Annotated in this window: 27 protein-coding genes and 1 tRNA gene; 11 read left to right on the top strand and 17 right to left on the bottom strand. The window is 60.2% G+C overall.

Going from position 1 to position 23,233, the window contains the following annotated elements:
• Nucleotides 1-5 precede the first annotated feature (5 nt).
• The 3 genes from lepA to JHX88_RS07690 form a co-directional block, all read right to left on the bottom strand.
• Nucleotides 6-1,805, bottom strand: a complete 1,800-nt coding sequence (lepA, locus tag JHX88_RS07700) for a translation elongation factor 4 (protein WP_076526297.1) — start codon at nt 1,803-1,805, stop codon at nt 6-8.
• Between the two features lie 83 nt (nt 1,806-1,888).
• Nucleotides 1,889-2,800, bottom strand: a complete 912-nt coding sequence (locus tag JHX88_RS07695; RefSeq protein WP_076526011.1) for a DMT family transporter — start codon at nt 2,798-2,800, stop codon at nt 1,889-1,891.
• Entirely contained in the window at nt 2,797-3,495 is a 699-nt protein-coding gene (locus JHX88_RS07690) for an HAD family hydrolase (RefSeq protein ID WP_141225831.1), read from the bottom strand. Before JHX88_RS07690 ends, JHX88_RS07695 begins: the two co-directional genes overlap by 4 nt.
• Before the next feature lie 263 nt (nt 3,496-3,758).
• On the opposite strand from JHX88_RS07690, the gene JHX88_RS07685 reads away from it, so the two are divergent.
• From JHX88_RS07685 to preA, 4 genes are all read left to right on the top strand, one after another.
• Nucleotides 3,759-4,061: a hypothetical protein gene (locus JHX88_RS07685; RefSeq protein WP_076526009.1), complete on the top strand. Its 303-nt coding sequence runs from the start codon at nt 3,759-3,761 to the stop codon at nt 4,059-4,061.
• Between the two features lie 4 nt (nt 4,062-4,065).
• A complete protein-coding gene (locus tag JHX88_RS07680; RefSeq protein WP_076526007.1) occupies nt 4,066-4,746 on the top strand; it encodes an NAD-dependent deacylase in 681 nt (226 codons plus the stop codon).
• A gap of 207 nt (nt 4,747-4,953) precedes the next feature.
• Nucleotides 4,954-6,300: an NAD(P)-dependent oxidoreductase gene (locus JHX88_RS07675; RefSeq protein ID WP_076526005.1), complete on the top strand. Its 1,347-nt coding sequence runs from the start codon at nt 4,954-4,956 to the stop codon at nt 6,298-6,300.
• A 33-nt stretch (nt 6,301-6,333) separates the two neighbouring features.
• Nucleotides 6,334-7,632 carry an NAD-dependent dihydropyrimidine dehydrogenase subunit PreA gene (gene preA, locus JHX88_RS07670; protein ID WP_076526003.1) on the top strand — a complete coding sequence of 433 codons (1,299 nt, stop codon included), beginning with the start codon at nt 6,334-6,336 and terminating at the stop codon, nt 7,630-7,632.
• Between the two features lie 195 nt (nt 7,633-7,827).
• Here the strand turns inward: preA and JHX88_RS07665 are convergent, their stop codons facing one another.
• From JHX88_RS07665 to JHX88_RS07635, 7 genes are all read right to left on the bottom strand, one after another.
• Nucleotides 7,828-8,961 (bottom strand): M20/M25/M40 family metallo-hydrolase, encoded by a 1,134-nt coding sequence (locus JHX88_RS07665; RefSeq protein WP_076526001.1) that lies wholly within the window; start codon nt 8,959-8,961, stop codon nt 7,828-7,830.
• The gene (locus tag JHX88_RS07660; RefSeq protein ID WP_076525999.1) at nt 8,958-10,130 is read right to left on the bottom strand and encodes a M20 aminoacylase family protein; all 1,173 of its coding nucleotides are present in this window, start codon (nt 10,128-10,130) and stop codon (nt 8,958-8,960) included. Before JHX88_RS07660 ends, JHX88_RS07665 begins: the two co-directional genes overlap by 4 nt.
• Nucleotides 10,114-11,787, bottom strand: coding sequence for an ABC transporter ATP-binding protein (locus tag JHX88_RS07655; protein ID WP_076525997.1), 1,674 nt, complete (start codon nt 11,785-11,787; stop codon nt 10,114-10,116). Before JHX88_RS07655 ends, JHX88_RS07660 begins: the two co-directional genes overlap by 17 nt.
• 3 nt (nt 11,788-11,790) lie before the next feature.
• A complete protein-coding gene (locus JHX88_RS07650) occupies nt 11,791-12,666 on the bottom strand; it encodes an ABC transporter permease (RefSeq protein WP_076525994.1) in 876 nt (291 codons plus the stop codon).
• Nucleotides 12,666-13,607, bottom strand: a complete 942-nt coding sequence (locus tag JHX88_RS07645; protein ID WP_076525991.1) for an ABC transporter permease — start codon at nt 13,605-13,607, stop codon at nt 12,666-12,668. The genes JHX88_RS07650 and JHX88_RS07645 overlap by 1 nt, the downstream gene beginning before the upstream one ends.
• An 84-nt stretch (nt 13,608-13,691) precedes the next feature.
• Nucleotides 13,692-15,257 (bottom strand): ABC transporter substrate-binding protein, encoded by a 1,566-nt coding sequence (locus JHX88_RS07640; RefSeq protein WP_076525988.1) that lies wholly within the window; start codon nt 15,255-15,257, stop codon nt 13,692-13,694.
• A gap of 44 nt (nt 15,258-15,301) precedes the next feature.
• On the bottom strand, nt 15,302-16,828 hold the full coding sequence (locus JHX88_RS07635; protein ID WP_076525985.1) for a M81 family metallopeptidase: 1,527 nt from the start codon (nt 16,826-16,828) through the stop codon (nt 15,302-15,304).
• Nucleotides 16,829-16,935: 107 nt separating this feature from the next.
• Between JHX88_RS07635 and JHX88_RS07630 the strand changes: the two genes are divergently transcribed.
• From JHX88_RS07630 to JHX88_RS07620, 3 genes are all read left to right on the top strand, one after another.
• Nucleotides 16,936-17,700 (top strand): IclR family transcriptional regulator, encoded by a 765-nt coding sequence (locus tag JHX88_RS07630; protein ID WP_272848212.1) that lies wholly within the window; start codon nt 16,936-16,938, stop codon nt 17,698-17,700.
• 176 nt (nt 17,701-17,876) lie between these two features.
• A tRNA-Arg gene (locus tag JHX88_RS07625) sits at nt 17,877-17,953 on the top strand.
• 205 nt (nt 17,954-18,158) lie between these two features.
• A complete protein-coding gene (locus JHX88_RS07620; protein WP_076525979.1) occupies nt 18,159-18,632 on the top strand; it encodes a Rap1a/Tai family immunity protein in 474 nt (157 codons plus the stop codon).
• A 67-nt stretch (nt 18,633-18,699) separates the two neighbouring features.
• On the opposite strand, the gene JHX88_RS07615 is transcribed toward JHX88_RS07620, so the two are convergent.
• The 4 genes from JHX88_RS07615 to JHX88_RS07600 are packed head-to-tail and all read right to left on the bottom strand — an operon-like array spanning nt 18,700 to nt 19,704.
• Nucleotides 18,700-19,029 carry a hypothetical protein gene (locus tag JHX88_RS07615; RefSeq protein ID WP_076525977.1) on the bottom strand — a complete coding sequence of 110 codons (330 nt, stop codon included), beginning with the start codon at nt 19,027-19,029 and terminating at the stop codon, nt 18,700-18,702.
• Nucleotides 19,026-19,301 carry a hypothetical protein gene (locus JHX88_RS07610; RefSeq protein ID WP_076525974.1) on the bottom strand — a complete coding sequence of 92 codons (276 nt, stop codon included), beginning with the start codon at nt 19,299-19,301 and terminating at the stop codon, nt 19,026-19,028. The genes JHX88_RS07615 and JHX88_RS07610 overlap by 4 nt, the downstream gene beginning before the upstream one ends.
• Nucleotides 19,298-19,507, bottom strand: coding sequence for a hypothetical protein (locus tag JHX88_RS07605; protein WP_076525972.1), 210 nt, complete (start codon nt 19,505-19,507; stop codon nt 19,298-19,300). The genes JHX88_RS07610 and JHX88_RS07605 overlap by 4 nt, the downstream gene beginning before the upstream one ends.
• Nucleotides 19,504-19,704: a hypothetical protein gene (locus JHX88_RS07600; RefSeq protein ID WP_076525970.1), complete on the bottom strand. Its 201-nt coding sequence runs from the start codon at nt 19,702-19,704 to the stop codon at nt 19,504-19,506. Before JHX88_RS07600 ends, JHX88_RS07605 begins: the two co-directional genes overlap by 4 nt.
• Nucleotides 19,705-19,780: 76 nt before the next feature.
• Here JHX88_RS07600 and JHX88_RS07595 point away from each other — a divergent pair, with 76 nt between their 5' ends.
• Nucleotides 19,781-20,008: a helix-turn-helix transcriptional regulator gene (locus tag JHX88_RS07595; protein WP_076525968.1), complete on the top strand. Its 228-nt coding sequence runs from the start codon at nt 19,781-19,783 to the stop codon at nt 20,006-20,008.
• Complete coding sequence (locus JHX88_RS07590; protein ID WP_076525966.1) at nt 20,005-20,361, top strand: hypothetical protein; 357 nt, start codon at nt 20,005-20,007, stop codon at nt 20,359-20,361. Before JHX88_RS07595 ends, JHX88_RS07590 begins: the two co-directional genes overlap by 4 nt.
• 12 nt (nt 20,362-20,373) lie before the next feature.
• Here JHX88_RS07590 and JHX88_RS07585 read toward each other — a convergent pair whose 3' ends face one another.
• Nucleotides 20,374-20,643: a CRISPR-associated endonuclease Cas2 gene (locus JHX88_RS07585; RefSeq protein ID WP_076525964.1), complete on the bottom strand. Its 270-nt coding sequence runs from the start codon at nt 20,641-20,643 to the stop codon at nt 20,374-20,376.
• Nucleotides 20,644-20,771: 128 nt separating this feature from the next.
• Between JHX88_RS07585 and JHX88_RS07580 the strand changes: the two genes are divergently transcribed.
• Complete coding sequence (locus JHX88_RS07580; protein WP_141225825.1) at nt 20,772-21,050, top strand: hypothetical protein; 279 nt, start codon at nt 20,772-20,774, stop codon at nt 21,048-21,050.
• 64 nt (nt 21,051-21,114) lie between these two features.
• On the top strand, nt 21,115-21,978 hold the full coding sequence (locus JHX88_RS07575) for a hypothetical protein (protein WP_141225824.1): 864 nt from the start codon (nt 21,115-21,117) through the stop codon (nt 21,976-21,978).
• On the opposite strand, the gene JHX88_RS07570 is transcribed toward JHX88_RS07575, so the two are convergent.
• Entirely contained in the window at nt 21,975-22,481 is a 507-nt protein-coding gene (locus JHX88_RS07570) for a PIN domain-containing protein (RefSeq protein WP_076525960.1), read from the bottom strand. The genes JHX88_RS07575 and JHX88_RS07570 overlap by 4 nt on opposite strands.
• Entirely contained in the window at nt 22,478-23,218 is a 741-nt protein-coding gene (locus tag JHX88_RS07565) for a hypothetical protein (protein WP_076525958.1), read from the bottom strand. Before JHX88_RS07565 ends, JHX88_RS07570 begins: the two co-directional genes overlap by 4 nt.
• Nucleotides 23,219-23,233 lie beyond the last annotated feature (15 nt).

Here is a 23,233-nt window from a genome sequence, read left to right as displayed (position 1 = left end):
TCTTTTCAGTTGTCCATCTTCAGCGCCTGGATAAACGCCGTCTGCGGAATCTCGACCTTGCCGAACTGGCGCATCTTCTTCTTGCCGGCCTTCTGCTTTTCCAGCAGCTTCTTCTTTCGCGTCGCATCGCCGCCATAGCATTTCGCAGTCACGTCCTTGCGCATCGCCGACAATGTCTCGCGCGCGACGACCCGGGAACCGATCGCCGCCTGGATCGGGATCTTGAACATGTGGCGCGGGATCAGCTCTTTCAGCTTCTCGACCATGATGCGCCCCCGGCCCTCGGCCCGGTCGCGATGCACCATCATCGCCAGCGCATCGACCGGCTCATCATTCACAAGGATCGACATCTTGACCAGGTTGTCTTCGCGATATTCGCTGATCTGGTAGTCGAAGGAGGCGTAACCCTTGGTCACCGATTTCAGCCGATCATAGAAGTCGAAGACCACTTCGGCCAGCGGCAGGTCATAGACAACCATCCCACGGCTGCCCGCATAGGTCAGGTCCAGCTGGATGCCGCGCCGATCCTGGCACAGCTTCAGCACATCGCCCAGATATTCGTCGGGCACCATGATCGTCGCCTTGATGCGCGGCTCTTCGATGTGATCCACAAGCGTCAGGTCGGGCATGTCAGCCGGATTGTGCAGCTCGCGCATCTCGCCATCGCGCATATGCAGCCTAAAGACCACTGAAGGCGCAGTCGTGATCAGATCAAGGTCATATTCACGCTCCAGCCGGTCGCGGATCACTTCCAGATGCAAAAGGCCAAGGAAACCGCAGCGGAAGCCGAACCCGAGCGCCGCAGAAGTTTCCATTTCATAGCTGAAGCTGGCATCGTTGAGGGCCAGTTTCTCGATGGCGTCGCGCAGGGTGTCGAAATCATTCGCATCGACCGGGAAAAGGCCACAGAACACCACCGGCTGCGCGGGTTTGAAGCCCGGAAGCGCCTTGGTCGTGGGCTTTTTCTCGTGCGTGATGGTATCGCCCACGCGGGTGTCGCGAACCTGCTTGATCGAGGCGGTGAAAACGCCGATCTCGCCCGGTCCAAGTTCCGCGATATCGCGCATGGCCGGGGTCAGCACGGCCAGCTTGTCCAGACGATAGGTCGCGCCGGTCTGCATCATCTTGACCTGGTCGCCCTTGCGGATCACACCATCCATGACGCGGATCATCACGACCACGCCCAGATAGGGATCGTACCAGCTATCGACCAGCATCGCCTTGAGGGGCGCGTCACGCTCTCCCTTGGGTGCGGGCAGGCGTTGCACGATGGCCTCCAGCACATCGGGGATGCCAAGGCCGGTCTTGGCGCTGATCGGAATGGCTTGGGACGCGTCGATGCCGATCACATCCTCGATCTGCTCCTTCACCCGGTCAGGTTCCGCCGCGGGAAGATCGACCTTGTTCAGCACCGGGACGATCTCGTGATCGGCGTCGATGGCCTGGTAGACATTGGCCAATGTCTGCGCCTCGACCCCCTGCGTGGCGTCCACGACCAGCAGCGAGCCCTCGACCGCGCGCATGGAGCGGCTGACCTCATAGGCGAAATCGACATGGCCCGGGGTATCGATCAGGTTCAGGATATAGGTATGCCCATCCTGCGCCGGATAGCTGATCCGCACGGTATTGGCCTTGATGGTGATACCGCGCTCGCGCTCGATATCCATGGCATCCAGGATCTGGGCCTTCATGTCGCGCTCGGCGACAGTGCCCGTCAGCTGGATCAGCCGGTCGGCCAAGGTGGATTTACCGTGGTCGATATGGGCCACGATCGAGAAATTGCGTATATGGGACAGCTCGGTCATGGCGAGGCTATACAAGGCCGCGCAGGCCGCGAAAAGAGGGATTTGCGTCCATCGCCAAGGTTACTTCCAAGGCAGGGCCACTCTTACCTCTCGCCGCGCCGGATCAGGCCGTCCGGCGGGCGGCGCTTTTGTCCACGCAGCCGCGCCTCTCGCCACATGGCATACCCGCCCGAGACCGCGATCAGCGCCGCGCCCGCCAGCGTCGGCGCGTCCGGACGCTCTGCGAACACCACGACCGCGACGATCAGCGCAAAGCCAAGTCGCGTATAGCGGAACGGCGCCACTGCCGAGGCTTCGCCAAGGCGGGACGCCGTCACCAGCGCGGAATAGGCCGTGACACCGAAGACCATTGTTCCCGACAATAGCGCCCAGTCCTGAACACTCGGCACGACAGGCGCCCCGGCAGCGACCAGCCCCATCAGCAACCCGGCCGGAACCATCGCCCCGTAAGCCGCCCCCGACAGCTGATCCGAGGGTATGTCCGCCGGGATCCGGCGCGTCGCCAGGTCGCGCATGGTCAGGGCCGCGACGCCCAAAAGCGCCCAGAGGCCCGCAGGCTGGAACGCTTCTGTTCCCGGGCGCAGGATCAGCAACACGCCGACGAACCCAAGCAGGACCGAGCTCCAGCGTCGCCAGCCGACCTTTTCCCCCAGGAACAGCGCCGCTCCGAGCACAAGCGTCAGGGGCAGCACCTGCAGGATTGCCGAGGCCGCCGCCAATTCGCCCACCGCCAGCGCGGTCACAAAGCCGAACGCTCCGCCGACCTCGCCGAGATTGCGGGCGACGACCATCGGATGCAGCAATGCCCGCGACCACATCCGTTGCCCGCGCCATGTCATGCGCAGCCAGAAAATCAGCATGCCGAATGCCCCGACCATCGCCAGCAATTGATAGACCGGCATCCCCGCGGTCAACTGCTTGATGAAGGCATCCTCGAGCGAGAACAGCGCCATCGACAATGTCATCAGCACTGCCGCGCGAAGATTGTCACTCATTCCCTGGCCTCGATCCGCTCGATCAGCCCCGGCAGCTCCGAGATCGCCCCGAGCCTGTGAAACTGCGGATGGTCGGGATCGTCGTCCCGCTCCACCTGCCAGGTCAGGTCATGCGGGATCAGCACCCCCCGCGCCCCCAGTTCCAGAACCGGCAGGACATCGCTTTTGACCGAATTCCCGGCCATCAGGAAACGCCCCGGTTCAATATCATGCCGTGCCAGGACCCGCGCATAGGCATCGGGGGTCTTGTCCGCCACGATCTCGATTGCCTCGAAACGCTCGACCAGCCCCGAGGCCGCGACCTTGCGCTCCTGGTCCATCAGGTCGCCCTTGGTGATCAGGATCAACCGCCGCCCGGCCAGTGCCTCCAGCGCCTCGGGCACGCCATCCAGAAGATGCAGCGGATGGGACAGCATCTCGTATCCCAGATCCAGTATCTGCCGGATCACCGAACCCGGAACCCGGCCATCGGTCAGCTCGATGGCAGTCTGAACCATCGACAGGGTAAAGCCCTTGATCCCGAAGCCATAGCGCGAGAGGTTCCGCTTTTCGACATCGTAGAGGCGGCGGCTGATCTCTTCCGGATCGCCGTGATCGGCGAGCAATTCGGCAAAGCCGGTCTCGGTCAGCCGAAAGAAGCGCTCGTTCTCCCAAAGGGTATCGTCGGCATCCAGCCCCACCGCCTCTATCATCATGTCCCCCTTGATCACGTTCGGATGATCGAGATCACGCCGCCTCACGCTTGTCAAATCGCTGCTTACCCGAATCGCCCCTTCGCGAAACCTTTACAGACGCCCGGCCCACAAGATGTTGACGAAACTGATCTTCCCTGTGCCATCTACTAAGGGCCGTTACAGATTGAGTCGAAGTAACGTTTTTGCTATATCTTGTGTCTATAAGGGCAGAACAAGCCGGCCAACCGGCCGCCCGAGGCAGTAAGGAACCGAGGAGACAGTTCATGTTCAACCGCATCGTCATTGCGGCCGCGGCCGTTGTGTTGACCACACCGCTTGCCATGGCCGGCCCCATCGACAACGCCTGCATCCGATCCGACCGCGCACGCGGCAATGCACCGCTTTGCGGATGCATCCAGCAGGTGGCGGACCAGACATTGTCCCGCTCGGACCAGCGCCGCGCCGCGCGCTTCTTCCGCGATCCGCACAAGGCGCAGGAAGCCCGGACATCCGACAGCAGCCGCGACAGCGCCTTCTGGTCGCGCTACAAGAAATTCGCAAATACCGCCTCTGCCTATTGCCGGTAAGGCGATGCGCATCACGGTCCTGACCGGCGCCGGAATTTCGGCCGAAAGCGGACTGGCGACTTTTCGTGCCTCGGACGGGTTATGGGAAAACCATCGCATCGAGGATATCGCCACGCCCGAAGCGCTCGAGCGCGATCCGGCGCTGGTCCATGACTTCTACAACATGCGCCGCCAGAAAGCTGCCGAAGTGCAGCCGAATGCCGCCCATCGCGCATTGGCGAAACTGGCCGGCGCGCATGACCTGACCCTGATCACCCAGAATGTGGACGATCTGCACGAGCGAGGCGGAAGCCCCGATGTCATCCACATGCATGGAGCGCTGAACAGCGCGCTATGCGGATCATGCGACGCGCGCTGGCAGGCGCCGAAACTCATGCGCCCCGAGGATCGGTGCCCCGCTTGCGGTGCTTGCGCCACGCGCCCCGACATCGTCTGGTTCGGTGAGGTGCCCTATCACATGGAGCGGATCTGGCAGGCATTGGACGAGGCCGAATTGTTCGCCGCCATCGGCACATCGGGGAATGTCTATCCAGCGGCGGGATTCGCGCAGCATTCCGCACGATCCGGGGTGGAATGCATCGAGTTGAACCTGGAGGAAAGCGCCAATAGCCGGGATTTCTCGCGACGCATCCCTGGACCAGCCAGCCGGACCGTGCCCGAATGGGTCGAGACGCTGCTGGCCTGATCCGCGTCTCGCAACAACATCCACCTATCACCGCAACTGGGGCTTTGTTCTCCCGGATTCCTTTGGGAGCATTTGGAGGATGCCCCTGATCGAGGCATTCCAGCGGATGGTTCCCGCATGAACTGCGCAAATTTTATTTTACCATTTGATAAAATTTCTGACCTGTGCCAGCCTGATCATATCCAACAGGTGAGCCAGGAGACGAAAATGTCCCAAGCCAGACTGTCGCCGGGTGTCGCGCCCGGACGCCTCAGCAAGGAAGAACTGTCGGCGAATTTCGCCGATGTCGCCCCTCCGCTGGACGGTCACGAAGCGCGCGTCGCCGCCGACCGCTGCTATTTCTGCCATGACGCGCCCTGCGTCACGGCTTGTCCAACCTCTATCGATATTCCCCTGTTCATCCGCCAGATCGCGACCGGCACGCCGGATGCGGCGGCGATGACGATCCTGCATGCGAATATCCTGGGCGGCATGTGCGCCCGTGTCTGCCCGACCGAGAACCTGTGCGAAGGCGAATGCGTGCGCATGGATGCCGAGGGTCAGCCGGTCGAGATCGGCGCCCTGCAACGTTATGCGACCGACGGGCTGATGGCGCAGCAGGGCCATCCCTTCCGGCGTGCCGAGCCCACGGGCAAGCGCATCGCCGTGGTCGGTGCAGGCCCGGCGGGCCTGGCAGCGGCGCACAGGCTGGCCGCCAAGGGCCATGATGTGATCATCTTCGAGGCGCGCGAGAAACCGGGCGGGCTGAACGAATATGGCATCGCCAGCTACAAGGCCGTGGACGATTTCGCTCAGGCCGAGATCGAATGGCTGATGGGGATCGGCGGGATCGAGCTGCGCCACGGGCAAAGCCTCGGTCAGCAAATCACGCTGGACGGCCTGCGGCAGGAATATGACGCGGTGTTCCTGGGCATGGGGCTTGGCGGAGTGAACGCGCTGCGCGCCGAGGGAGAGGATCGCGAGCATGTCACCGACGCGATTTCCTTCATTCGCGAACTACGACAGGCCAGCGACCTGACCGCCCTGCCCGTCGGCCGCGACGTTGTGGTGATCGGCGGCGGCATGACCGCCGTAGATGCTGCCGTGCAGTCGAAATTGCTGGGGGCCGAGAATGTCACCATGGTCTACCGCCGCGGGTCCGAGCGCATGGGCGCCAGCCGGCACGAACAGGATCACGCCACCTCATCCGGCGTGAAAATCATCTGCAATGCCGCCCCGGTCGCCATTCACGGCAATGGCGCGGTGGCCGAGATCGAGTTCTGTTATACGCAGGACGGCCTGACCATAACCGACGACCGGTTCCGGCTGAAGGCCGACCAGGTCTTTCGCGCCATCGGCCAGCAGTTGCAGGATCCCCCGGACGGCCTGGCGCTGGAGGGCGGCAAGATCGCCGTCACCGGTCCGGGCCGCACGGGCCTGCCCGATGTCTGGGCCGGGGGCGACTGCGCCTTGGGCGGTGATGACCTGACGGTGACCGCCGTGGCCGAAGGCCGCGATGCTGCCGAGGATATCGACGCCCGCCTGACCGGCCGACCCGCCGAGATCCCCGGCTGACCCAATTTCGCGCTTTGACAAGGAGGCTGAGACATGGCCGATCTGCGCAGTGACTTCATCGGAATCAAATCTCCCAACCCGTTCTGGCTGGCCTCTGCCCCGCCGACCGACAAGGAATACAATGTCCGCCGGGCCTTTCAGGCAGGCTGGGGCGGCGTGGTCTGGAAAACCCTCGGCTCCGAGGGACCGCCGGTGGTCAATGTCAACGGCCCCCGCTATGGCGTGGTGCACGGCCCCGACCGGCGGGTTCTGGGGATCAACAATATCGAGTTGATTACCGACCGCCCACTGGAAGTGAACCTGCGTGAGATCAAGCAGGTCAAGCGCGACTATCCCGACCGGGCGCTGGTCATCAGCCTGATGGTGCCCTGCGACGAGGAATCCTGGCGCACCATCCTGAAACAGATCGAGGATACCGGCGCCGACGGGGTTGAGCTCAATTTCGGTTGCCCCCATGGCATGAGCGAACGCGGCATGGGCAGCGCCGTCGGCCAGGTGCCGGAGTATATCGAAATGGTGACGCGTTGGGTGAAGCAATATTCACGCATGCCCTGTATCGTAAAGCTGACACCCAATATCGCGGATGTCCGCAAGCCGGCCGAGGCCGCCAAGCGCGGTGGGGCCGATGCGGTCAGCCTGATCAACACGATCAACTCGATCACCTCGGTCGATCTGGACCTCTTCGCCCCAGAGCCGACCATCGACGGCAAGGGCGCGCATGGCGGCTATTGCGGCCCGGCGGTCAAGCCCATCGCGCTGAACATGGTGGCCGAGATCGCCCGCAATCCCGAAACCCACGGCCTGCCGATCAGCGGTATCGGCGGGGTGACGACCTGGCGCGACGCCGCCGAGTTCATGGCGCTCGGCGCCGGTAATGTGCAGGTCTGCACGGCGGCGATGACCTATGGTTTCAAGGTCGTGCAAGAGATGATCTCGGGCCTGCGCGGCTATCTCGACAACCACGAGATGGCGTTGTCGGATCTGATCGGGCGGGCGGTGCCCAATGTGACCGACTGGCAATACCTGAACCTGAACTATGTCACCAAGGCGGTGATCGACCAGGAGGCCTGTATCAAATGCGGGCGGTGCTATGCCGCTTGCGAGGATACCAGCCACCAGGCCATCGCGATGAAGCCGGGCCGCGTCTTCGAGGTCATCGAAGAGGAATGCGTCGCCTGCAACCTCTGCCTCGATGTCTGCCCGGTCGAGGATTGCATCACCATGCGCGAACTCGCCCCCGGAGAGCTGGACAAGCGCACCGGCACCAAGCGCGGCGATTACGCCAACTGGACCACGCATCCCAACAACCCTATGGCAAAGGCGGCGGAATAATGCCGCTGGCCGCCCTGCCCCGCGGGTTCGTCGTCCAGAGCGCGGCGCGCCTGTCCGGGTTCGCTCCTACCGCTTCTTCTTCATCCAAATATCCCGGGGGTCCGGGGGCAGCGCCCCCGGCCATCGCGGGACGCAACGAACCGGGCGTTTCGATTCAACGCGACACGCTCTAGCAGGGCAGCCAGGCCTTCCGCATCACGTGATGGTCATCAGCAGTCCTGCCGCCAGTCGGGCGCGCTCGGTCAGGCTGTCGATCTCGATATGCTCGTTCAGTGTGTGCAGCCCTTGCCCCCGTAGGCCAATGGAATCGAGCGTCGGCACGCCCATAGCGCCAGTGAAATTGCCGTCGGAACCGCCCCCGGCGCTGCCTGCACTCAGCTCGAAACCTATCTCGGCAGAGAGCGACTTGGCGATGTCATATAGCTCAAGAGTGCCGGGCTTGTCAGGCGACCAGACCGGCCTTGTGACGCCCCGGGTCACTTCGAAAGCAACGCCGTTCTCTTCGGACTGAAGCGCCTCCATGGCGGCGATGCCCCGGTCCAGATCCTCCTGCGTCTTGGCCATGCTGAGCGCCTCGGCCCGGCATTCCGAAGAGACACAGTTCACCCATTGCCCGGCATGGATGACACCAACCGAAAAGGTGCAGTCCTCGGTGGTCATCGCCTCGATTTCCAGGATTTTCTTCGCCATGGCGGCGATGGCGGAACGCCCCTCTTTCAGGGCCCATCCGGCATGGCTGGGCCGCCCCTTGGTCAACAAGTTGAAACGGGCGATGGCATAGCGGCCAATCACCGCGCCACCATCGGCTTTCGCGGGTTCGGGGACCAGCACGGCGCGCATGTTCCGTGCCTCGTCCTCGATCAGTTGCCGCGTCGATGGGGTTCCGACTTCTTCATCGGGGGTGAAAAGGAAGGTGACGGGCAATGGCGTTTGCAGCCCGGCCTTTATGATCTGGCGCATTGCCTCGAGGTAGACATAGTTTCCGCCCTTCATGTCCTGGATGCCGGGTCCATAGCACAGCCCATTCTCGCGCCGGAAAGGCAGCTTCTCCAGTGTGCCGATCGGGTGAACCGTATCCAGGTGCCCCGACACGAGAATCCCCGGCTGGCCCTGATCTGGATGCGGGAATGTTGCGCGGATCGAATCTCCGAAACCGCCGGTGCCGGGGATCGTCTCGACCGTGGCGCCCGCTTCGGTCAGGTCGCGTGCGGCCAGCGCCATCATGCGGCTGACCGCGGAAGCATCCCATGTCGGGCTTTCACATTCGATCCAGGGGCGCAGCCCGGCCAGAATTTCTTCGGTGTCGAATGGCAGGTTCAGGGGATTCATGCGGCCTCCAACGGCAAGCGGCGCTCGATCAGCCGCGCGTAAATCGAAGCGCCCACTGGCAGGATCGCCGAGTCGAGGACAAAGCCCGGATTATGCAGGGGCACGGTGCCCGCGTGCCCCAGATTGCCATAGGCGCCGGGAATGACTTGCAACATGTCGGCAAAGTCTTCCGAGCCGGTAAAGGGCTGGCTGCGGTTGCTGACATTGTCTTGCCCGACGATATCGGCGGCCGCGGCGAGCCATTCATCCGACAGCGCAGGATCATTATCCAGAACATCGAAGATTTCGCGGAATTCCACATCGACGCTGACGTCAAAGCCGGTGGCGAAACCCGCGCATATCTCGCGCATGCGGCGTTGCATCAGGTCGCGCACCTCGGGTTTGAAGAAACGGATCGTGCCGGCGATCTGCGCGGTTTCGGGCACGACGTTATAGGCACTGCCCGCATGGATTTGCGTCACCGACAGCACCGCGCTGTCCAAGGCGGGCATGTTGCGGCCAAGGATCGTCTGGAACTGCCCGACCAATGCCGAAGCGGTCACCAGCGCATCGCGGGATTGCTGCGGCATGGCGGCGTGGCTGCCCTTGCCCGTCACGGTAATATCGAAAAACGAGGCCCCCGCCATGGCCGTTCCCTTGCAGATCGTCGCCCGGTTCGGCTGTCCCGTCGGCTGGTTGTGCATGCCGTAGACCTCATCGACCGGAAAGCGCTGGAACAGCCCTTCGGCGATCATGCCGCGCGCGCCGCCCAACCCTTCCTCGGCGGGCTGAAAGATGAAAACAGCCGTGCCGTCAAAGTTGCGGCTGGCCGCCAGGTATTTCGCGGCACCGAGCAGCATCGTGGTATGGCCGTCATGACCGCAGGCATGCATCCTGCCGGGATTCTGAGAGGCATAATCGAGGCCGCTGGTTTCCTGGATGGGCAGCGCATCCATATCCGCACGCAACCCGACTCGGCGGTTGCCCTGACCGCGCCCATGCAGAATCCCGACCACGCCGGTCTTCGCGACACCTTCGTGAACGTCGTCGAACCCGAATTCACGCAACTTTTCGGCCACGATTCCGGCGGTGCGGGTTTCCTCGAAACCGATTTCCGGATGCGCGTGCAAATCGCGGAAGATGGTCTCAAGCTCGGCTGTTCCGGCTTCGATCTCAGGCAGGGCTGGCATGTGTCACCTCGGTCATCTCTCTGAAGTTCTGGAAATCCCACGAGCGGCCGGGAGCGGCCTCGATCAGCGCGCGGGTATATTCATGGGCGGGGTTGACCAAAACCTCGGCCGCCGCGCCCTTCTCGACGACCGCACCGTGTTGCATGACGATCACCTCGTCGCAGATCTGGGCGGCAACCCGAAGATCATGGGTGATGAAGACAATCGCGATGCCCAACTCGTCCTGAAGCTGCTCCAACAGCGTCAGCACCTGCGCCTGAACCGAGACATCCAGCGCCGATACGGCCTCGTCGGCGACCAGCACATCGGGGCGCATCATCACCGCGCGGGCAATCGCGATCCGTTGCCGCTGCCCGCCCGAGAACTGGTGCGGATAGCGCTTCAACGCATTCTCGGGCAGTCCCACGACGGTCAGCATCCGGGCGGCCTCGGCCAGCGCATCGGCACGCCGGGTGCCATAGTTCAGCGGCCCCTCGATCAGGCTTTCGGCGACGGTCCAGCGCGGGTTCAGCGACCGCATCGGATCTTGGAACACCACCTGCAGCTTCTGGCGATGCGGGCGCAGGGCATTGCGGGACAGGCCGGCGATATTGTGACCGTCCAGCATGATCCGGCCGGAGGTCGGATCGATCAGCCGCATGATGCAGCGCGCCACCGTGGATTTCCCGGACCCGGATTCACCGACGATGCCAAGGGTGCGCCCGCGAGTCAGGGTAAAGCTGACATTCTTTGCCGCATGGGTTTGCGGCAGCTTCTTCAGGATGCCGCCGCCGCCGTAAATCTTGTCCAGCGACTCGACTTCCAGCACGACCTCGCCTTTTTCAGGACGGGCCACGCGGGGCGACAGGCTTGGCACCGAGGAAAGCAGCTTGCGGGTATAGTCGGCCTGCGGGTGACGTAGGATTTGCTCGACCGGACCGTTTTCGACGATCTCGCCATGTTTCATCACATAGACGGTATCGGCGATCTCTGCGACGACACCCATGTCATGGGTGATGAACAGAACCGCCGTGCCATGATTGGTCTGCAATTCCGCGATCAGCGACAGAATCTGCTGTTGGGTCGTCACGTCCAGCGCAGTGGTCGGCTCGTCAGCGATCAGCAGCACCGGTTCCAGCACCAATGCCATGGCGATCATGATCCGCTGCCGCTGTCCTCCCGACAACTGGTGCGGGTAAGATCGGAACACCCGCTCGACATCGGGCAGATGTACCTGCTCCATGATGGCGATGGCGCGCGACCGACGCTCTGAAGCCGGGTAGTTGGTGTGAAGCTCCATCACCTCCATGATCTGGTCGCCGACGCGCAAGACCGGGTTCAGCGCCGTCATCGGTTCCTGGAAGATCATCGCGACACGCGCGGCGCGAAGTTCGCGCATCTGTGCCTGACTCAGTGGCAGCAGATCCCGGCCCTGCAGGTTGATCCGCCCCTTCGAGACCTTCAGCGCCTCGGGCAGCAGCCCCATGATCGCCAGCGAGGTCACGGATTTACCGGAACCGGATTCACCGACCAGGCAAACCGTCTCGCCCTGACGGATGGTTACGTCAATGCTTTCCAGCACCTGCGGTTGTCCCGGCGTGTCGGGCAGGTTCACGCTCAGCTTCGCCGTTTCCAGCGCGACGGGGGATGTCTCGAATGTCTGTGTCTTGAAACGCATCGTTCAGCCCGCCCGTTTCTTCAACCGAGGATCCAGCATGTCACGCGCGGCATCGCCCAGAAGATTGATCGACAGGATGCACAGTGACAGCATCACGCCGGGATAAAGGATCAATTCCGGCTTGATCCGGAAGAACTGCCGCCCCTCGGCCATGATATTTCCCCAGGTCGGTGTCTCGGTGCTGACGCCTGCGCCGAGGAAGGACAGGATCGCCTCGGTCAGGATCGCCGAGGCAAGGATATAGGTGCCCTGCACGATCAGCGGCGCGAGCGTATTCGGCAGCAGATGCCGGATCAGGATCTTGGGCATGGAGGTACCGAGGGCGATGGCGGCCTCGACATAGGGTTCCTCGCGCGCGGCGAGGACGACGGCGCGGACCAGCCGGACGGCGCGCGGGATCTCGGGGATGGTGATCGCGGCGATGACCGAGCCGACCGAAGGACCGTTCAATGCGACCAGCGCGATGGCCAGCAGGATCGCGGGGATCGCCATGAGCGCATCCATCATCCGCATGATGATGGCATCGGCACTGCGGAAAAATCCGGCAACCATGCCGATCGCGAGGCCCAGTATGACCGAGACGACGGCGGCGGCGATGCCGATCACCAGTGACAATCGGCCGCCGATCAACACCCGGCTGAGGATATCGCGGCCATAATTGTCGGTGCCAAGCGGGTGGCCATCGACCGGGCCTTTCAGCCGCACCAGCGGGTCCATCGTCAGCGGATCATGCGGGGCGAGCCATGGCGCGAGGATCGTGATGACGACGATCAGCAGCAAGACGACGGCCGCTATTTTCGGGCCGATGCCAAAATGCGGCAGGCTGATCGCCCGCAGGACCGGCTGCATGGCCGAGGAAGGCGGGGGTGTCTGTGACATCAGTAGCGAATCCTCGGATCGAAGAATGTATAGCTGAGATCGATGATCAGGTTGACCAGCACATAGAGAAAGCTGGTCAGCAGGATCATCGCCTGGATCACCGGGTAATCGCGCGCAAGGATCGCATCCACCGTCAGGCGGCCGATACCGGGGATATTGAACACGGTCTCGGTCACCACCACCCCGCCGATCAACAGCGCAAAGCCGGTGCCGATGACGGTCAGGATCGGCACCGCGGCATTCCTGAGCGCGTGCCGGAACAGCACCCGCTTTTCCGGGGCTCCCTTGGCCCGCGCCGTGCGGATGTAATCCTCGCCCAGAACCTCCAGCATGTTGGCGCGCGTCATCCGGGCAATCAGCGCGACATAGATCGTCGTCAGCGTCAGCGCGGGAAGAAAGGCGTTATGCAGGAATGCGCCCAGTCCCGAGGAAATCGGCGCGTAACCCTGGACCGGGAACCAGCCCAACTTGAGCGAGAAGACCAGGATAAGGATATAACCGGTCACGAAAACCGGAACCGAGAAGCCCAGCACCGAAAAGGTCATCACCGCGTAATCGGCTCCGCTGCGATGTTTCCAGGCCGCGAGTACGCCCATCGGAATTGCAAGCGCCACCGACATCAGGATCGTGAGCAGCGCGATGGCCAGCGTCGGTCCCATCCGCTCGGCGATCATCCCCGCCACCGGTGTGCTGGAGATGAGCGACGTCCCCAGGTCACCACGCAGAAGCTGTCCGACCCAGCTCACGAATTGCACATGCAGGGGCTGGTTCAGGCCCATCGCTTCGCGGATACGTTCAAGCTGCGCGGGCGTGGCCATGTCGCCAGCGATGATCGCCGCCGGATCGCCGGGGGTCAGCCGCAACAAGAGGAAAACGAAGACCGCCACCAGCAGCATCACGGGAATGACGGCCAGAATACGGCGCAGGATGTAACCTAGCATTGGAAGTCCTTGGTTCTGCAGAACGGATCGGTCCGGGTCCGGGGCGGCAATCTCTCACAGCCCCGGACTGTCAGAATGGCAGGATCATTCCGCCTTTTCGATGTTCCAGAATACCGGCACGGGGGATTCGATCATTCCGGTGATCACGTTCCGCCGCGCCTGCGGAAGACTGTACTGGCCAAGCGGGACCAGCAGCACATTGTCAATCGCATGGGTCTGGATTTCCTCGCTCACCTCTTTCTGGCCAGCCTCGTCCTCGGCGGCGATGTAGTCGGCTTTCAACTGCTCGATCGTTTCATCGGTCGGCCAGCCGAACCAGGCATCGTCTCCACGTCCGTTCAGCATCGGGTTGCTGATCGGGTTCGAGATTTCAGGCACCATCCAGTTGGTGATGAACATGTTCCAGCCACCCTCTGCAGGGACCGCCTGCCCGGCACGCCGCGTCACCAGCGTCTGCCAGTCCATCTGCTGCATATCGACATTGAAGCCCGCCTCGCGCAGCATCTGCGACACCACGACCGGCTGCGTCGCGAGTGCGACCAGGTCGGTCGGCGCCATCAGCAAGACCGGAGTGCCGTCATAGCCGGCCTCTTCCAGCAATGCCTTGGCCTTTTCCATGCCGCCGCCCTCGGTCAAGGTGCTTGCATCCGTCTCGCTGCCCAAAGGCGTGCCGCAACCCAGGACCGCGCCGCAGATCTGATAATATTCCGGATTGCCGATCATCGCCGCGAGAACCGATTCCTGCGAGATCGCGGCAAGCGCTGCCTGACGGATTTTCGGATCGTCGAATGGCGGATGCAGGAAGTTGAGCCGCGTCATCGTCTGCATCCCCGTCGGTTCGCGCACCTCGACGGTGACATTCGGATCGCCTTCCAGCAGCGGCAGCAGATCGACCTGCAACTGTTCGATATAGTCGATCTCGCCCCCCAGCAGCGCGTTCACGGCCGTCTGGATATCGGGCATGTTCACCCATTTCACCTTGTCGACATTCACATGCTTGCCACCGGCCATCCAGTCCGCCGGCTCATCGCGCGGGACATAGTCGTCATATTTTTCATAGGTCACGCTGACGCCCGGCTGGAACTCTTCCTCGACAAAGCGGAAGGGGCCCGAGCCGGTGTAATCGGTGATCGCTTCATCAGCTGGGGTCTCGGCAACGCGGGCGGGCATGATGAACGGGGGCAGCGCCGATTGCTTGGAGAGCACGTTCAACATCGGAACGAAAGGCTCGCTCAACACCCAGGCGATGGTCTTGTCATCGGTCGCCTCCAGGCTTTCGGTGCGATCCATGATGACCTGACCGCCTGCATCGTTTTCAGCCCACCGCTTCAACGAGGCGACCGCATCCGTCGCCGTCACCGGTTCGCCATCGTGGAAGGTCAGCCCATCGCGAAGCGTGAAGACATAAGTCTTGCCGTCCTCGGATATCTCCCAATCGGCCATCTGGGGCTGTGGCTGAAAATCGGAATCCTGGGCGATCAGGACGTCATAGATCATATAGGCGTGGTCGCGGGTGATATGTGCGGTGGTCATCACCGGATCCAGCACGCGCAGGCCGGAATGCATCACGGCGGTGACGGTTTTCTCGGCCCAGGCCGCGCCTGCCAGCATGGAGGTGGCAAGCAGACTCGCAGTAAGTGTCTTGAACATGATGTTCTCCCTGTTGTGTATTTCTGCGCAGGCTGATCTTGGCGTCAGTTTTGCGCGGGTGAAGTAAAAGGTGGTCCGCCCGGTGCCAGCCGCATGTCAGGCCGCAGATTCCGGAACGGCAGGCTTTTCGGGCTGACGGGCATGGGTCCGGGGGCGGTGCATGTCAGGATCGCCCCGGAAATGTCGTTGAAATCCGCGCGGAAATGGACCGAACTCTTGTTGACGAGAATGGCCTGGGCCTCGGGTTCGATGCCGACGAAACGATACATCTCGCGATCGGCCATCTGGGCTTTTTCCGAGGTCACGACGATGCGAACGCCGCCGATGCGCAAACAGACTGAGGGACCAAGCTGCAGATGCGCGCCACCATAAAAACCACCCGTCGCGCGACAAGCGCCGTCGGACAGCCTCTCAACGATAAAACGGCCCTCGAAAGGGGCATCGCCGGGTATGCCGGACTTGCCGCCAAGCGCAATATCGATCTCGGCACCTTCACCGGCAGCATGGGCAGCGGCTGCGGCGGCGGGATCGGTCAGTAATCCAAGCGCCGCGTCCCGGGCATCGCAGGCCACCAATGCGCGCAACATGCCCGTCGTGTCGGAATTGCCCCCTGCACCGGGATTGTCCTGCGTATCCGCAATGATGATCGGACTATCCGCATGTTGCGCCAAGCGCATCGCCTCGCGGACCCCGTCTTCAGGGCCGAATGTGCACCCCTCGAATTCCGCCTCTGCCTCGGTCACTGCGGATGCGATCCGCTCTGCCGCCGCATCCGCCTGTGCCTGCGTATCGCCGTAAGCCACGACCGAAGGTCCGCAATCCGCGAAATCGGCTGCCGGGAACCCCATGAACAGCGATGCCGAATGCACCCCCTCCATGGGCTCCGACGCCAATGCGTAGAGGCGCTTGCCCGGTTGCGCCAATGTCGATTGCCAGGCGATCGCGATCAGAAAGTCCAGCTGCCGGAATGCCTTGAAATTCGGTCCACCTCGCAACAGCCGTTGCAACTGGACAGCCGCGCGCCGTCCCGTTTCGGCCATGTCGATATGCGGATAGGTCCGGAAACCGATCAGGGCATCCGCGTGTTCAACCATCTCCTTCGTGATATTGCCATGGAGATCCAGCGCGGCGACCACGGGCACATCCGGGCCGACCTCTTCGCGCACCCGGCGGATCAGCGCCCCCTCACCGTCAGGGACGGTTTCGGCAACCATGGCCCCGTGCAGATCCAGAAACACGCCATCCACCGGTGCGGCATCACGCAGCCGCTGGAGGATCTCGTCCGTGATGGCGGTGTAGCATGGCAAGGTCACCGGCGCGGATGGAACCGCGCCCGCCCATAAAAGCGGAAGCAATTGCCACCCCGCCGCCTCGCCAAAGCCGACGGCACCGGCAACTGGCAAATTCACATTGCGGGCACGCTGAAGAATCTCTTCCCCACGGGAAATCGGCAGATACCCTCCTCCGTGTCGGAAAGCATCCAGCCCCGCCGGACTGGGCGCAAAGGAGTTGCTCTCATGAACGAAGCCAGCCACCGCGATACGGGGTGCTGTCCTGTCAATCTCTCGCATGGTGTATTGCAATCCGATACAACTGCATTGAAAATCAAGCTTAGGGGCTGGCTCTTCAACCTGTCAATGCTGCGGATCAAATGTCATCGATAAATCGGGAAAAGTTCATGCGAACTCAGGACGACCCAATTTTTGTGCAGTCTCTGGGCCGTGCGGTGCAGGTTCTCGAAGCTTTTCAGCAGGCCGACGGGCCACTTTCACTGGCAGAGATCGCCTCGCGCGCCGGAATCACCCGCAGTGCCGCCCAACGAATCGTGCATAGTTTCCGCGAGTTGGGATATATGCGGCTCAGTGCCGATGGTCGGGGCTTCATGCTCGATCTCGGCATACTCGACCTGGCCTATAACTATCTGCGCTTGAACCCGCTGCTGCGCCGGGCCAGCCCCATCCTCCTGGAACTGCGCCGCAATGTGCGCGAACGGGTAGATCTGTCGCTCTTCAACGGTCAAAGGATGGTGTATGCCGCAAGGATGCAAAGCAAGCGCGAGATGTTCTTCGCGACGCTGATCGGTAATAGCGTTCCCACATTCTGCACATCCGGAGGCTGGGCGGCGATGGCAATGCTGCCGGACGATGAAGTCGACGAGCTTCTCGCTGCCGCTGATCTGAGACCACTGACCCCGCGCACACTGACCGATCCGCAGGCCATCCGCGATCAGATCGCCTTGACCCGTCAGAACGGGCACGCCCTGGCAATCGAGCAAATCCTGATGGGCGAGGTCGCCGTCGGCGTCGCGATTTCCGGTGCCGACAATCGGCCGCTCGGCGCCATCCACATCGCCGGCTCCCTGTCGGAATGGCAGCCCGAAGAGTTTCGCCGCCGCGTCGCCCCGCTTGCATCCGAAGCCGCCAACGCGATTGCGTCAAGCTGACCGTTCCGGATCGAAACACGATCACCCATGGCCTCTTGTCGATTTCGCTCGACCTCCTGTTATTTCTTCGCGGCTATCCAGGAGACAAAGATCACTGGCACAAGGCACGCACAGCACCGGAAAAGGCAGAATTCGTCATTGCACAACCCGATTTCCGCGGCTATTCACCCGTGTAGGCACCCGTAGCTCAGCTGGATAGAGCGCTGCCCTCCGAAGGCAGAGGCCATAGGTTCGAATCCTATCGGGTGCGCCAATCATTTCAACAACTTACAGTGAAAACTGGCTGCGGCGCTATTTGCTTAGCTAGCACATAGCTAGCAATGTCAGATGGATTTGCGCTGGAGAATCGTCCAACGCCCACCATACGGATCGCGGTAGAGGCCAGTTCGGCACATCAGGTTTTCATTGACGCGAGGCCACATCCTGCACAACCTAGTTTCCCCAACGAGGAAGTTTTCATGGGCGATTTACTTGCAGTCTTTGCCGCGAAGATCGTCAGCATCGCTCTTTACAAGCGCTGGTCATTGAAAATCGCGCTGGCGTGGTGCCTGCTTCCCGCTCCCTTATCGGCGGAGGACGTTCCCCTCTTCACCCCTACGGAGCGCATATACGAAGCCTGCGGAGGCTTCGGAGACGGATCAGATGTTCACCTATCAACCTGCTTCGCCTATCTCGTTGGTGTTGTCGATACTGCGAACGAGGCTAATTTTTTGGCCCAAGGGTTGCGGTTAGGACATTTCAACGAGAGCACAGGTGAATTCCACCCGAGAGTTGTTCACCAGCATTGCCCGCCGAAAGCACTTCCTGTTGATCTCGTCAGAGACATTTTCCTGGATTATGTCGAGAACACCTTGCCTGACCGCGATATGGATGCTCCCGCAGCAGGTACGGTCTTATGGGCCCTCGCCAAGAGATATCCCTGCGATGGCTAAAGCAAAAGCCCCCGTGCTTGGCAGGGGCTTCGGCTTGGATTGCTCCGACCGGAGCCGGGGCGATCAGTCAGGCGACGAGTGCGCGTGCCTCGACCCAGAGACGTTTACCCAGGTGGCTTTGGTCAAGCTCATGTTCGCCATCGAGCGTATAACCCATGATCTTGTATATGAAGTCCATCGGCCCTTGGCTCGGCATGTCGATAATGCCGTCCGCTAGTTCCATCACCTTGTCGCCCCAGGCGTCCACCTGATCGTCGGACAAGCCATCAGCATTCTGTATGGCTCGCAAACGCACGATCTCTCGGTATGTTGCCTCGATTGGCGTGACGGTGCCGGATACGGCAGAACCAGCGATGAGCGTAGCTGGCGCGGCGGCTATAAGCTGACGGCGGTTCATGCTGCATCCTCCTTTTTCCAGATGCCTGCTCCGACTTTTCGGCCCAAGACTTCCGTTCCATCAATCACGATGGCCATGAGGGCCTGCGAAACCTCAAGAGTAGTGGAAACCGAGGCGGTGCGTTCTTCAATGGAGCAAAGACCACTGCCATCGTTATCAAGCGCTAGGCACGCCGTGCGGATCATCTGAGAAGCCATATAAGCGCAAGCCTCTGCCCATTCTTCTGGGTGCTGCGTCTTGATCAGATTCTCGGGGCTGTATTGGTAAGTCATGCGTCACCGCCTTGCCGCAACTCATTCGCGATGCCGTCGAGCTGGCGCAGCACATCCCTGATGATCTCGGTTGTATGGCTAGCTCCGAAATTCAGGTGCGCATTATCCCGATTGCAGGTTGCGTCATACAAGAGCTCGTTTTGCATCAGCCCTTCATTAAGCCGATCGTGTGCGTCGTTGACCTTGTGAATGAGTTCCTTGCTCATGCCATCTCTCCTTCCATGATACGATTGACGCGGCGCAGAGCCGCGCGGGTGTAGCTGCGATATTCACGCTCGGCGGGCGAATACCCGGCGGCGCGTTCTGTGGCGTCCAGCGCCAGGGTGAGAAGATCGTGGATCTCGGCCAGCCATTCAGCAGGCAAGCCGATCCCGTTCGCCCGAGGGCGGTGTTTGAGTGCCATTGTGGTAATTCTCCTTCTTGGGTATGATCCCTATAGATCATCATAACATATGATCCCAACGGATCAAGAGGAAAATATGACAGGCAATCAAATCCGTGCTGCCCGATCACTTCTAGGCCTATCTCAGGCGCAAGTTGCCGAATCTGCGGGGATATCTGTACCGACCGTGAAGCGTGCAGAGGGAAGCGGCGCGATCAACGCCTCAGCCGATGCCGTCGCCGCGATCCGCGCGGCCCTGGAAACCGCTGGCGTTGAGTTCATTGCAGAGAATGGCGGCGGTGCTGGGGTTAGACTCAGAAAATGACCATCGATATCAATCAGGCTAACGAAGGAGTCCGCAGCTTTATTCGTGGGGGAATTGCGGGAGTTTTGGCGCTGAATTCTGGAGCCATGATTGCGCTTCTAACGCAATTATCTGATCTTGCCGAAAAGACTGGTTCGGACGCATTGCGCTGTTCGTTTCGCTTATGGATCATGGGTGATGTATTTGGTGCGCTCTGCTGGATGTTTGCAAGTCTGGCTGCATCAGCGCATGTTCGCGAGATGAAAACACAAGAAAGAATCTGGACGCCTGTCGGATACCTATCATTTCTTGCCTCTTTGACTTTCTTCGCATTTGGTGCATGGCAACTTGCCGATTCTACGCTGCCAAATTAGTACAAATCGAAACTATAGGTTGCTGTTTATCCAATCATTTGTTCCTGAATTAGCCTTCTGATGCGCGGGTCGATCATCAAACGGCACAACGATCAACTGATCATTATCATCTATGAACTTCGCAAGATGCTCACGTAGTGTCGCTGCTTTGGCAGTGTTGACATTGAGAAAATACACTGATTGCAGTGGCTTATGGCCTCCAAGCCTATCCATTTCATCCCAGAGAGGTTGATAATCTTTATTTGGGGCCCTCAGGTCATAGCTGATAACATATAGCGGCATTCTTCACTCCAAATTAAAGGATTCAGTGTGCCGCCTTGTTCTTCGATTCTGCAAGCAAAAAACCGCCTATTAATGAAGTCACAGGCATGTGAATATGCGTAAACGAATCAATCGATCTGGAGATATTCATGCGCTTCACAGCTTTCAGTTTTAGCATCGCAATTGCAGGGCTTAGCGCCTGCACCCCTGTTGATCCGATCGTTAGCGATTTCAACGGAGCCAGCGTGAAAATTCAGCGCAATACATTGACTTCGGATTCGGAGGAGGTTGCGAAAAGTAAAACCTTAGCTGAGGCAACCCGAATCTGCCAAGCTGGAGGAAAGGCACGAGCCGAGCCCGCGTCAACTCGGACGCTTCCTGGCAACGAATATGTCGTTGAAGACCTGTTTCTGTGCCTTGATCGCTGACGAATATTGAGGCCGGGCATTACCTGCTCGCCCATCATCTAGCCGATACGCACCGGGTAAAGCTGTGGAAGTGATTTGGCAATCTTGGAGTGATTACATCGTCGGTTATGTTAAGGCTTGGAGCCACGTTGTAGCGCTGGTTAGTTGGTCTGACGCAATGGTCCAGTTTTTGGCAACATTGCTAGCGGGGATAATGTCGTTTGTCGTTGCGTACTGGACAGTTTCACGGCAGGAAAAGCTGAGTGCAGAAAAGAAAGCGACAGCGGATCGAGCTGTCGCTGAGAATGCCGCAACAATAGCCTTATATAAGCTGATCGATTGTGGCGAAATTTTGGGAAGCATGCGAAACCTTCTTGATGAACAATTCATAACTGCCGCTATTGATGGATATGCTAGCGAGCCTTTTCAAATTGTACGTCCAATGCAAGGCAAAGATTATCCGCCAGAAAGGGTAAACCTTGATGAGGTTTCTTTTCTGGCAAAATCTAAGAACATCGATCTCATATCCGATATTTCTCTGGTATATAGGCGCACGATCAACTGCACTCACCTTTCTGAGACACATAGCAGAGAGCGCATTGCGCTACATGAGTGGATTCATAGCCTGCCCGGGCACACGGGCGATCTTAATGGCGACATCGCTCAGGACGCTATCCCAATCGAATTTCGTTCACAATTTGAACGTAGGTCTGCCAATCTGAACCTTATAATCGCCTCGTGGATAGACCAGCTTGAAGACACCATCTCTCTCACCGAGAGTGTGATTGATCGGCTGGGTAAAGCAAGTAAAGCGGAGTTTGGAGACCAGTTCCTCACTCTCGCGGTTCAATTCCCTAGCGCACCTATCAGCTTCGAAGATGTTCGAGGCGCATGTCTAGCCGCAAGTTCTCGCTTCATCATAAAATGCGAACAATCATCATCGGCTTAATCCTCGAACAGTCGCTTCTGCGCTTGTTCTGGTGGCAACGGCAGGTCCAACACACCAAGAACGGTCAATTCAGACCCAGCAGCTTTTTTGACGTGCTTGTCTGACGAATAGATTATTGACGCCCCAGCAGTCCGCGCGATAGATACAATCTGATAATCGAACTTTGCTTTCTGTTTGCCCTGCGTCAATGGCTTCGGCGCAACATTCATTTGCGCAGCGTGCTCAACTGCTGCCAGCATGTCAAAATCGACAACCTCGAAGTGCCGTGATTTGTTTATGATGTTCAGCCATTCCGTTGCGGCACCATTGGCCATCACCAAGACTTCTGCCAGTGCTGGCGTGGGTATGATAATCTTTGCAGAATTTGCCGCGAGTTCTAAAATCAAGTGGTTCACACGATCATAGCAGCGATGCAGCGGTTCTCCCGTATCGGGATCATTCGGGCTCTTTGCGTCTTTCTCGAAAAAGAAGATCAGAACAGATGCATCAAGGGCGACAATCAATGTGTCTCTCCGTCGCCGTTCCGTTCGGCCAGCAGCGCCGCAACTGGGTCTGGCACTTCACCCCACTTGCTACCCCCGACATCGCGCAGGCGGGCAACGACATCGCTTAGCGGAGTGTCGTCCAGAACCTCGAAACTGTCGATCTTGAACCTGTCCAACCGCCACACACCATTCGATTCACGAAACCAAGTGCCAGTTCCGTGCACTCGAACAATCCCGCCGAGATAATGCTGCGCAAGCTGCCGAGCAGCTTCTTCGCTAGTATAAAGACCTGTCAAAGGAGTTTGCCCGTCGCGAAGGTGAACCGGGATCGTATCACCCGTTCCTCCCACCCGAACCACTTGACCGGTCAGGCTGCCCTTTTGTTTGATCGGCCCAAAGACGGGGGGCAGTTGTTTTTCAATACCGGGGAACGGGATCACGACACGATCTCGGCCATCACGCAAACTACCGGTTGCGTGGTCTTTCCGCAACATTTGGTCCAGCGTCTCAACCGAATTCACTATGTCCTTGGGCGGCGCAGGGCTATTTGCTGCTTCGATACGACCTGCGACACGAGTCTGTGCAGGCGAATCAACCAAGGCATGGAGGGCCACGCATCCTTCGGTCACTTCCTTGAAATGCACATTGGGCTTTTCCCCTAGAAGCTGGGCAAGAGCGTGCAAATACTCGGCAAGGCGATCCATGGGGATCGTCTCCGGGTGGTAGCTGCCCTCGATATGAAAACTATATTCCATTGCTCACAGTCCAAG

The organism is Paracoccus saliphilus, from assembly GCF_028553805.1.
Taxonomy (GTDB): Bacteria; Pseudomonadota; Alphaproteobacteria; order Rhodobacterales; family Rhodobacteraceae; genus Paracoccus; species Paracoccus saliphilus.
This window is presented reverse-complemented; position numbering and strand designations above follow the sequence as displayed.

What these genes read in the sequence shown, in the direction of transcription:
- JHX88_RS07650 (WP_076525994.1), bottom strand. Translation starts at nt 12,666, where the DNA reads ATGTCACAGACACCCCCGCCTTCCTCGGCCATGCAGCCGGTCCTGCGG.
- JHX88_RS07665 (WP_076526001.1), bottom strand. Translation starts at nt 8,961, where the DNA reads ATGAATCCCCTGAACCTGCCATTCGACACCGAAGAAATTCTGGCCGGG.
- JHX88_RS07580 (WP_141225825.1), top strand. Translation starts at nt 20,772, where the DNA reads ATGCGCTTCACAGCTTTCAGTTTTAGCATCGCAATTGCAGGGCTTAGC.
- JHX88_RS07565 (WP_076525958.1), bottom strand. Translation starts at nt 23,218, where the DNA reads ATGGAATATAGTTTTCATATCGAGGGCAGCTACCACCCGGAGACGATC.
- JHX88_RS07690 (WP_141225831.1), bottom strand. Translation starts at nt 3,495, where the DNA reads ATGATGATAGAGGCGGTGGGGCTGGATGCCGACGATACCCTTTGGGAG.
- JHX88_RS07590 (WP_076525966.1), top strand. Translation starts at nt 20,005, where the DNA reads ATGACCATCGATATCAATCAGGCTAACGAAGGAGTCCGCAGCTTTATT.
- JHX88_RS07615 (WP_076525977.1), bottom strand. Translation starts at nt 19,029, where the DNA reads ATGAACCGCCGTCAGCTTATAGCCGCCGCGCCAGCTACGCTCATCGCT.
- JHX88_RS07585 (WP_076525964.1), bottom strand. Translation starts at nt 20,643, where the DNA reads ATGCCGCTATATGTTATCAGCTATGACCTGAGGGCCCCAAATAAAGAT.
- JHX88_RS07640 (WP_076525988.1), bottom strand. Translation starts at nt 15,257, where the DNA reads ATGTTCAAGACACTTACTGCGAGTCTGCTTGCCACCTCCATGCTGGCA.
- JHX88_RS07600 (WP_076525970.1), bottom strand. Translation starts at nt 19,704, where the DNA reads ATGGCACTCAAACACCGCCCTCGGGCGAACGGGATCGGCTTGCCTGCT.
- JHX88_RS07595 (WP_076525968.1), top strand. Translation starts at nt 19,781, where the DNA reads ATGACAGGCAATCAAATCCGTGCTGCCCGATCACTTCTAGGCCTATCT.
- lepA (WP_076526297.1), bottom strand. Translation starts at nt 1,805, where the DNA reads ATGACCGAGCTGTCCCATATACGCAATTTCTCGATCGTGGCCCATATC.
- JHX88_RS07660 (WP_076525999.1), bottom strand. Translation starts at nt 10,130, where the DNA reads ATGCCAGCCCTGCCTGAGATCGAAGCCGGAACAGCCGAGCTTGAGACC.
- JHX88_RS07695 (WP_076526011.1), bottom strand. Translation starts at nt 2,800, where the DNA reads ATGAGTGACAATCTTCGCGCGGCAGTGCTGATGACATTGTCGATGGCG.
- JHX88_RS07675 (WP_076526005.1), top strand. Translation starts at nt 4,954, where the DNA reads ATGTCCCAAGCCAGACTGTCGCCGGGTGTCGCGCCCGGACGCCTCAGC.
- JHX88_RS07620 (WP_076525979.1), top strand. Translation starts at nt 18,159, where the DNA reads ATGGGCGATTTACTTGCAGTCTTTGCCGCGAAGATCGTCAGCATCGCT.
- JHX88_RS07680 (WP_076526007.1), top strand. Translation starts at nt 4,066, where the DNA reads ATGCGCATCACGGTCCTGACCGGCGCCGGAATTTCGGCCGAAAGCGGA.
- preA (WP_076526003.1), top strand. Translation starts at nt 6,334, where the DNA reads ATGGCCGATCTGCGCAGTGACTTCATCGGAATCAAATCTCCCAACCCG.
- JHX88_RS07610 (WP_076525974.1), bottom strand. Translation starts at nt 19,301, where the DNA reads ATGACTTACCAATACAGCCCCGAGAATCTGATCAAGACGCAGCACCCA.
- JHX88_RS07645 (WP_076525991.1), bottom strand. Translation starts at nt 13,607, where the DNA reads ATGCTAGGTTACATCCTGCGCCGTATTCTGGCCGTCATTCCCGTGATG.
- JHX88_RS07630 (WP_272848212.1), top strand. Translation starts at nt 16,936, where the DNA reads ATGCGAACTCAGGACGACCCAATTTTTGTGCAGTCTCTGGGCCGTGCG.
- JHX88_RS07655 (WP_076525997.1), bottom strand. Translation starts at nt 11,787, where the DNA reads ATGCGTTTCAAGACACAGACATTCGAGACATCCCCCGTCGCGCTGGAA.
- JHX88_RS07605 (WP_076525972.1), bottom strand. Translation starts at nt 19,507, where the DNA reads ATGAGCAAGGAACTCATTCACAAGGTCAACGACGCACACGATCGGCTT.
- JHX88_RS07685 (WP_076526009.1), top strand. Translation starts at nt 3,759, where the DNA reads ATGTTCAACCGCATCGTCATTGCGGCCGCGGCCGTTGTGTTGACCACA.
- JHX88_RS07635 (WP_076525985.1), bottom strand. Translation starts at nt 16,828, where the DNA reads ATGCGAGAGATTGACAGGACAGCACCCCGTATCGCGGTGGCTGGCTTC.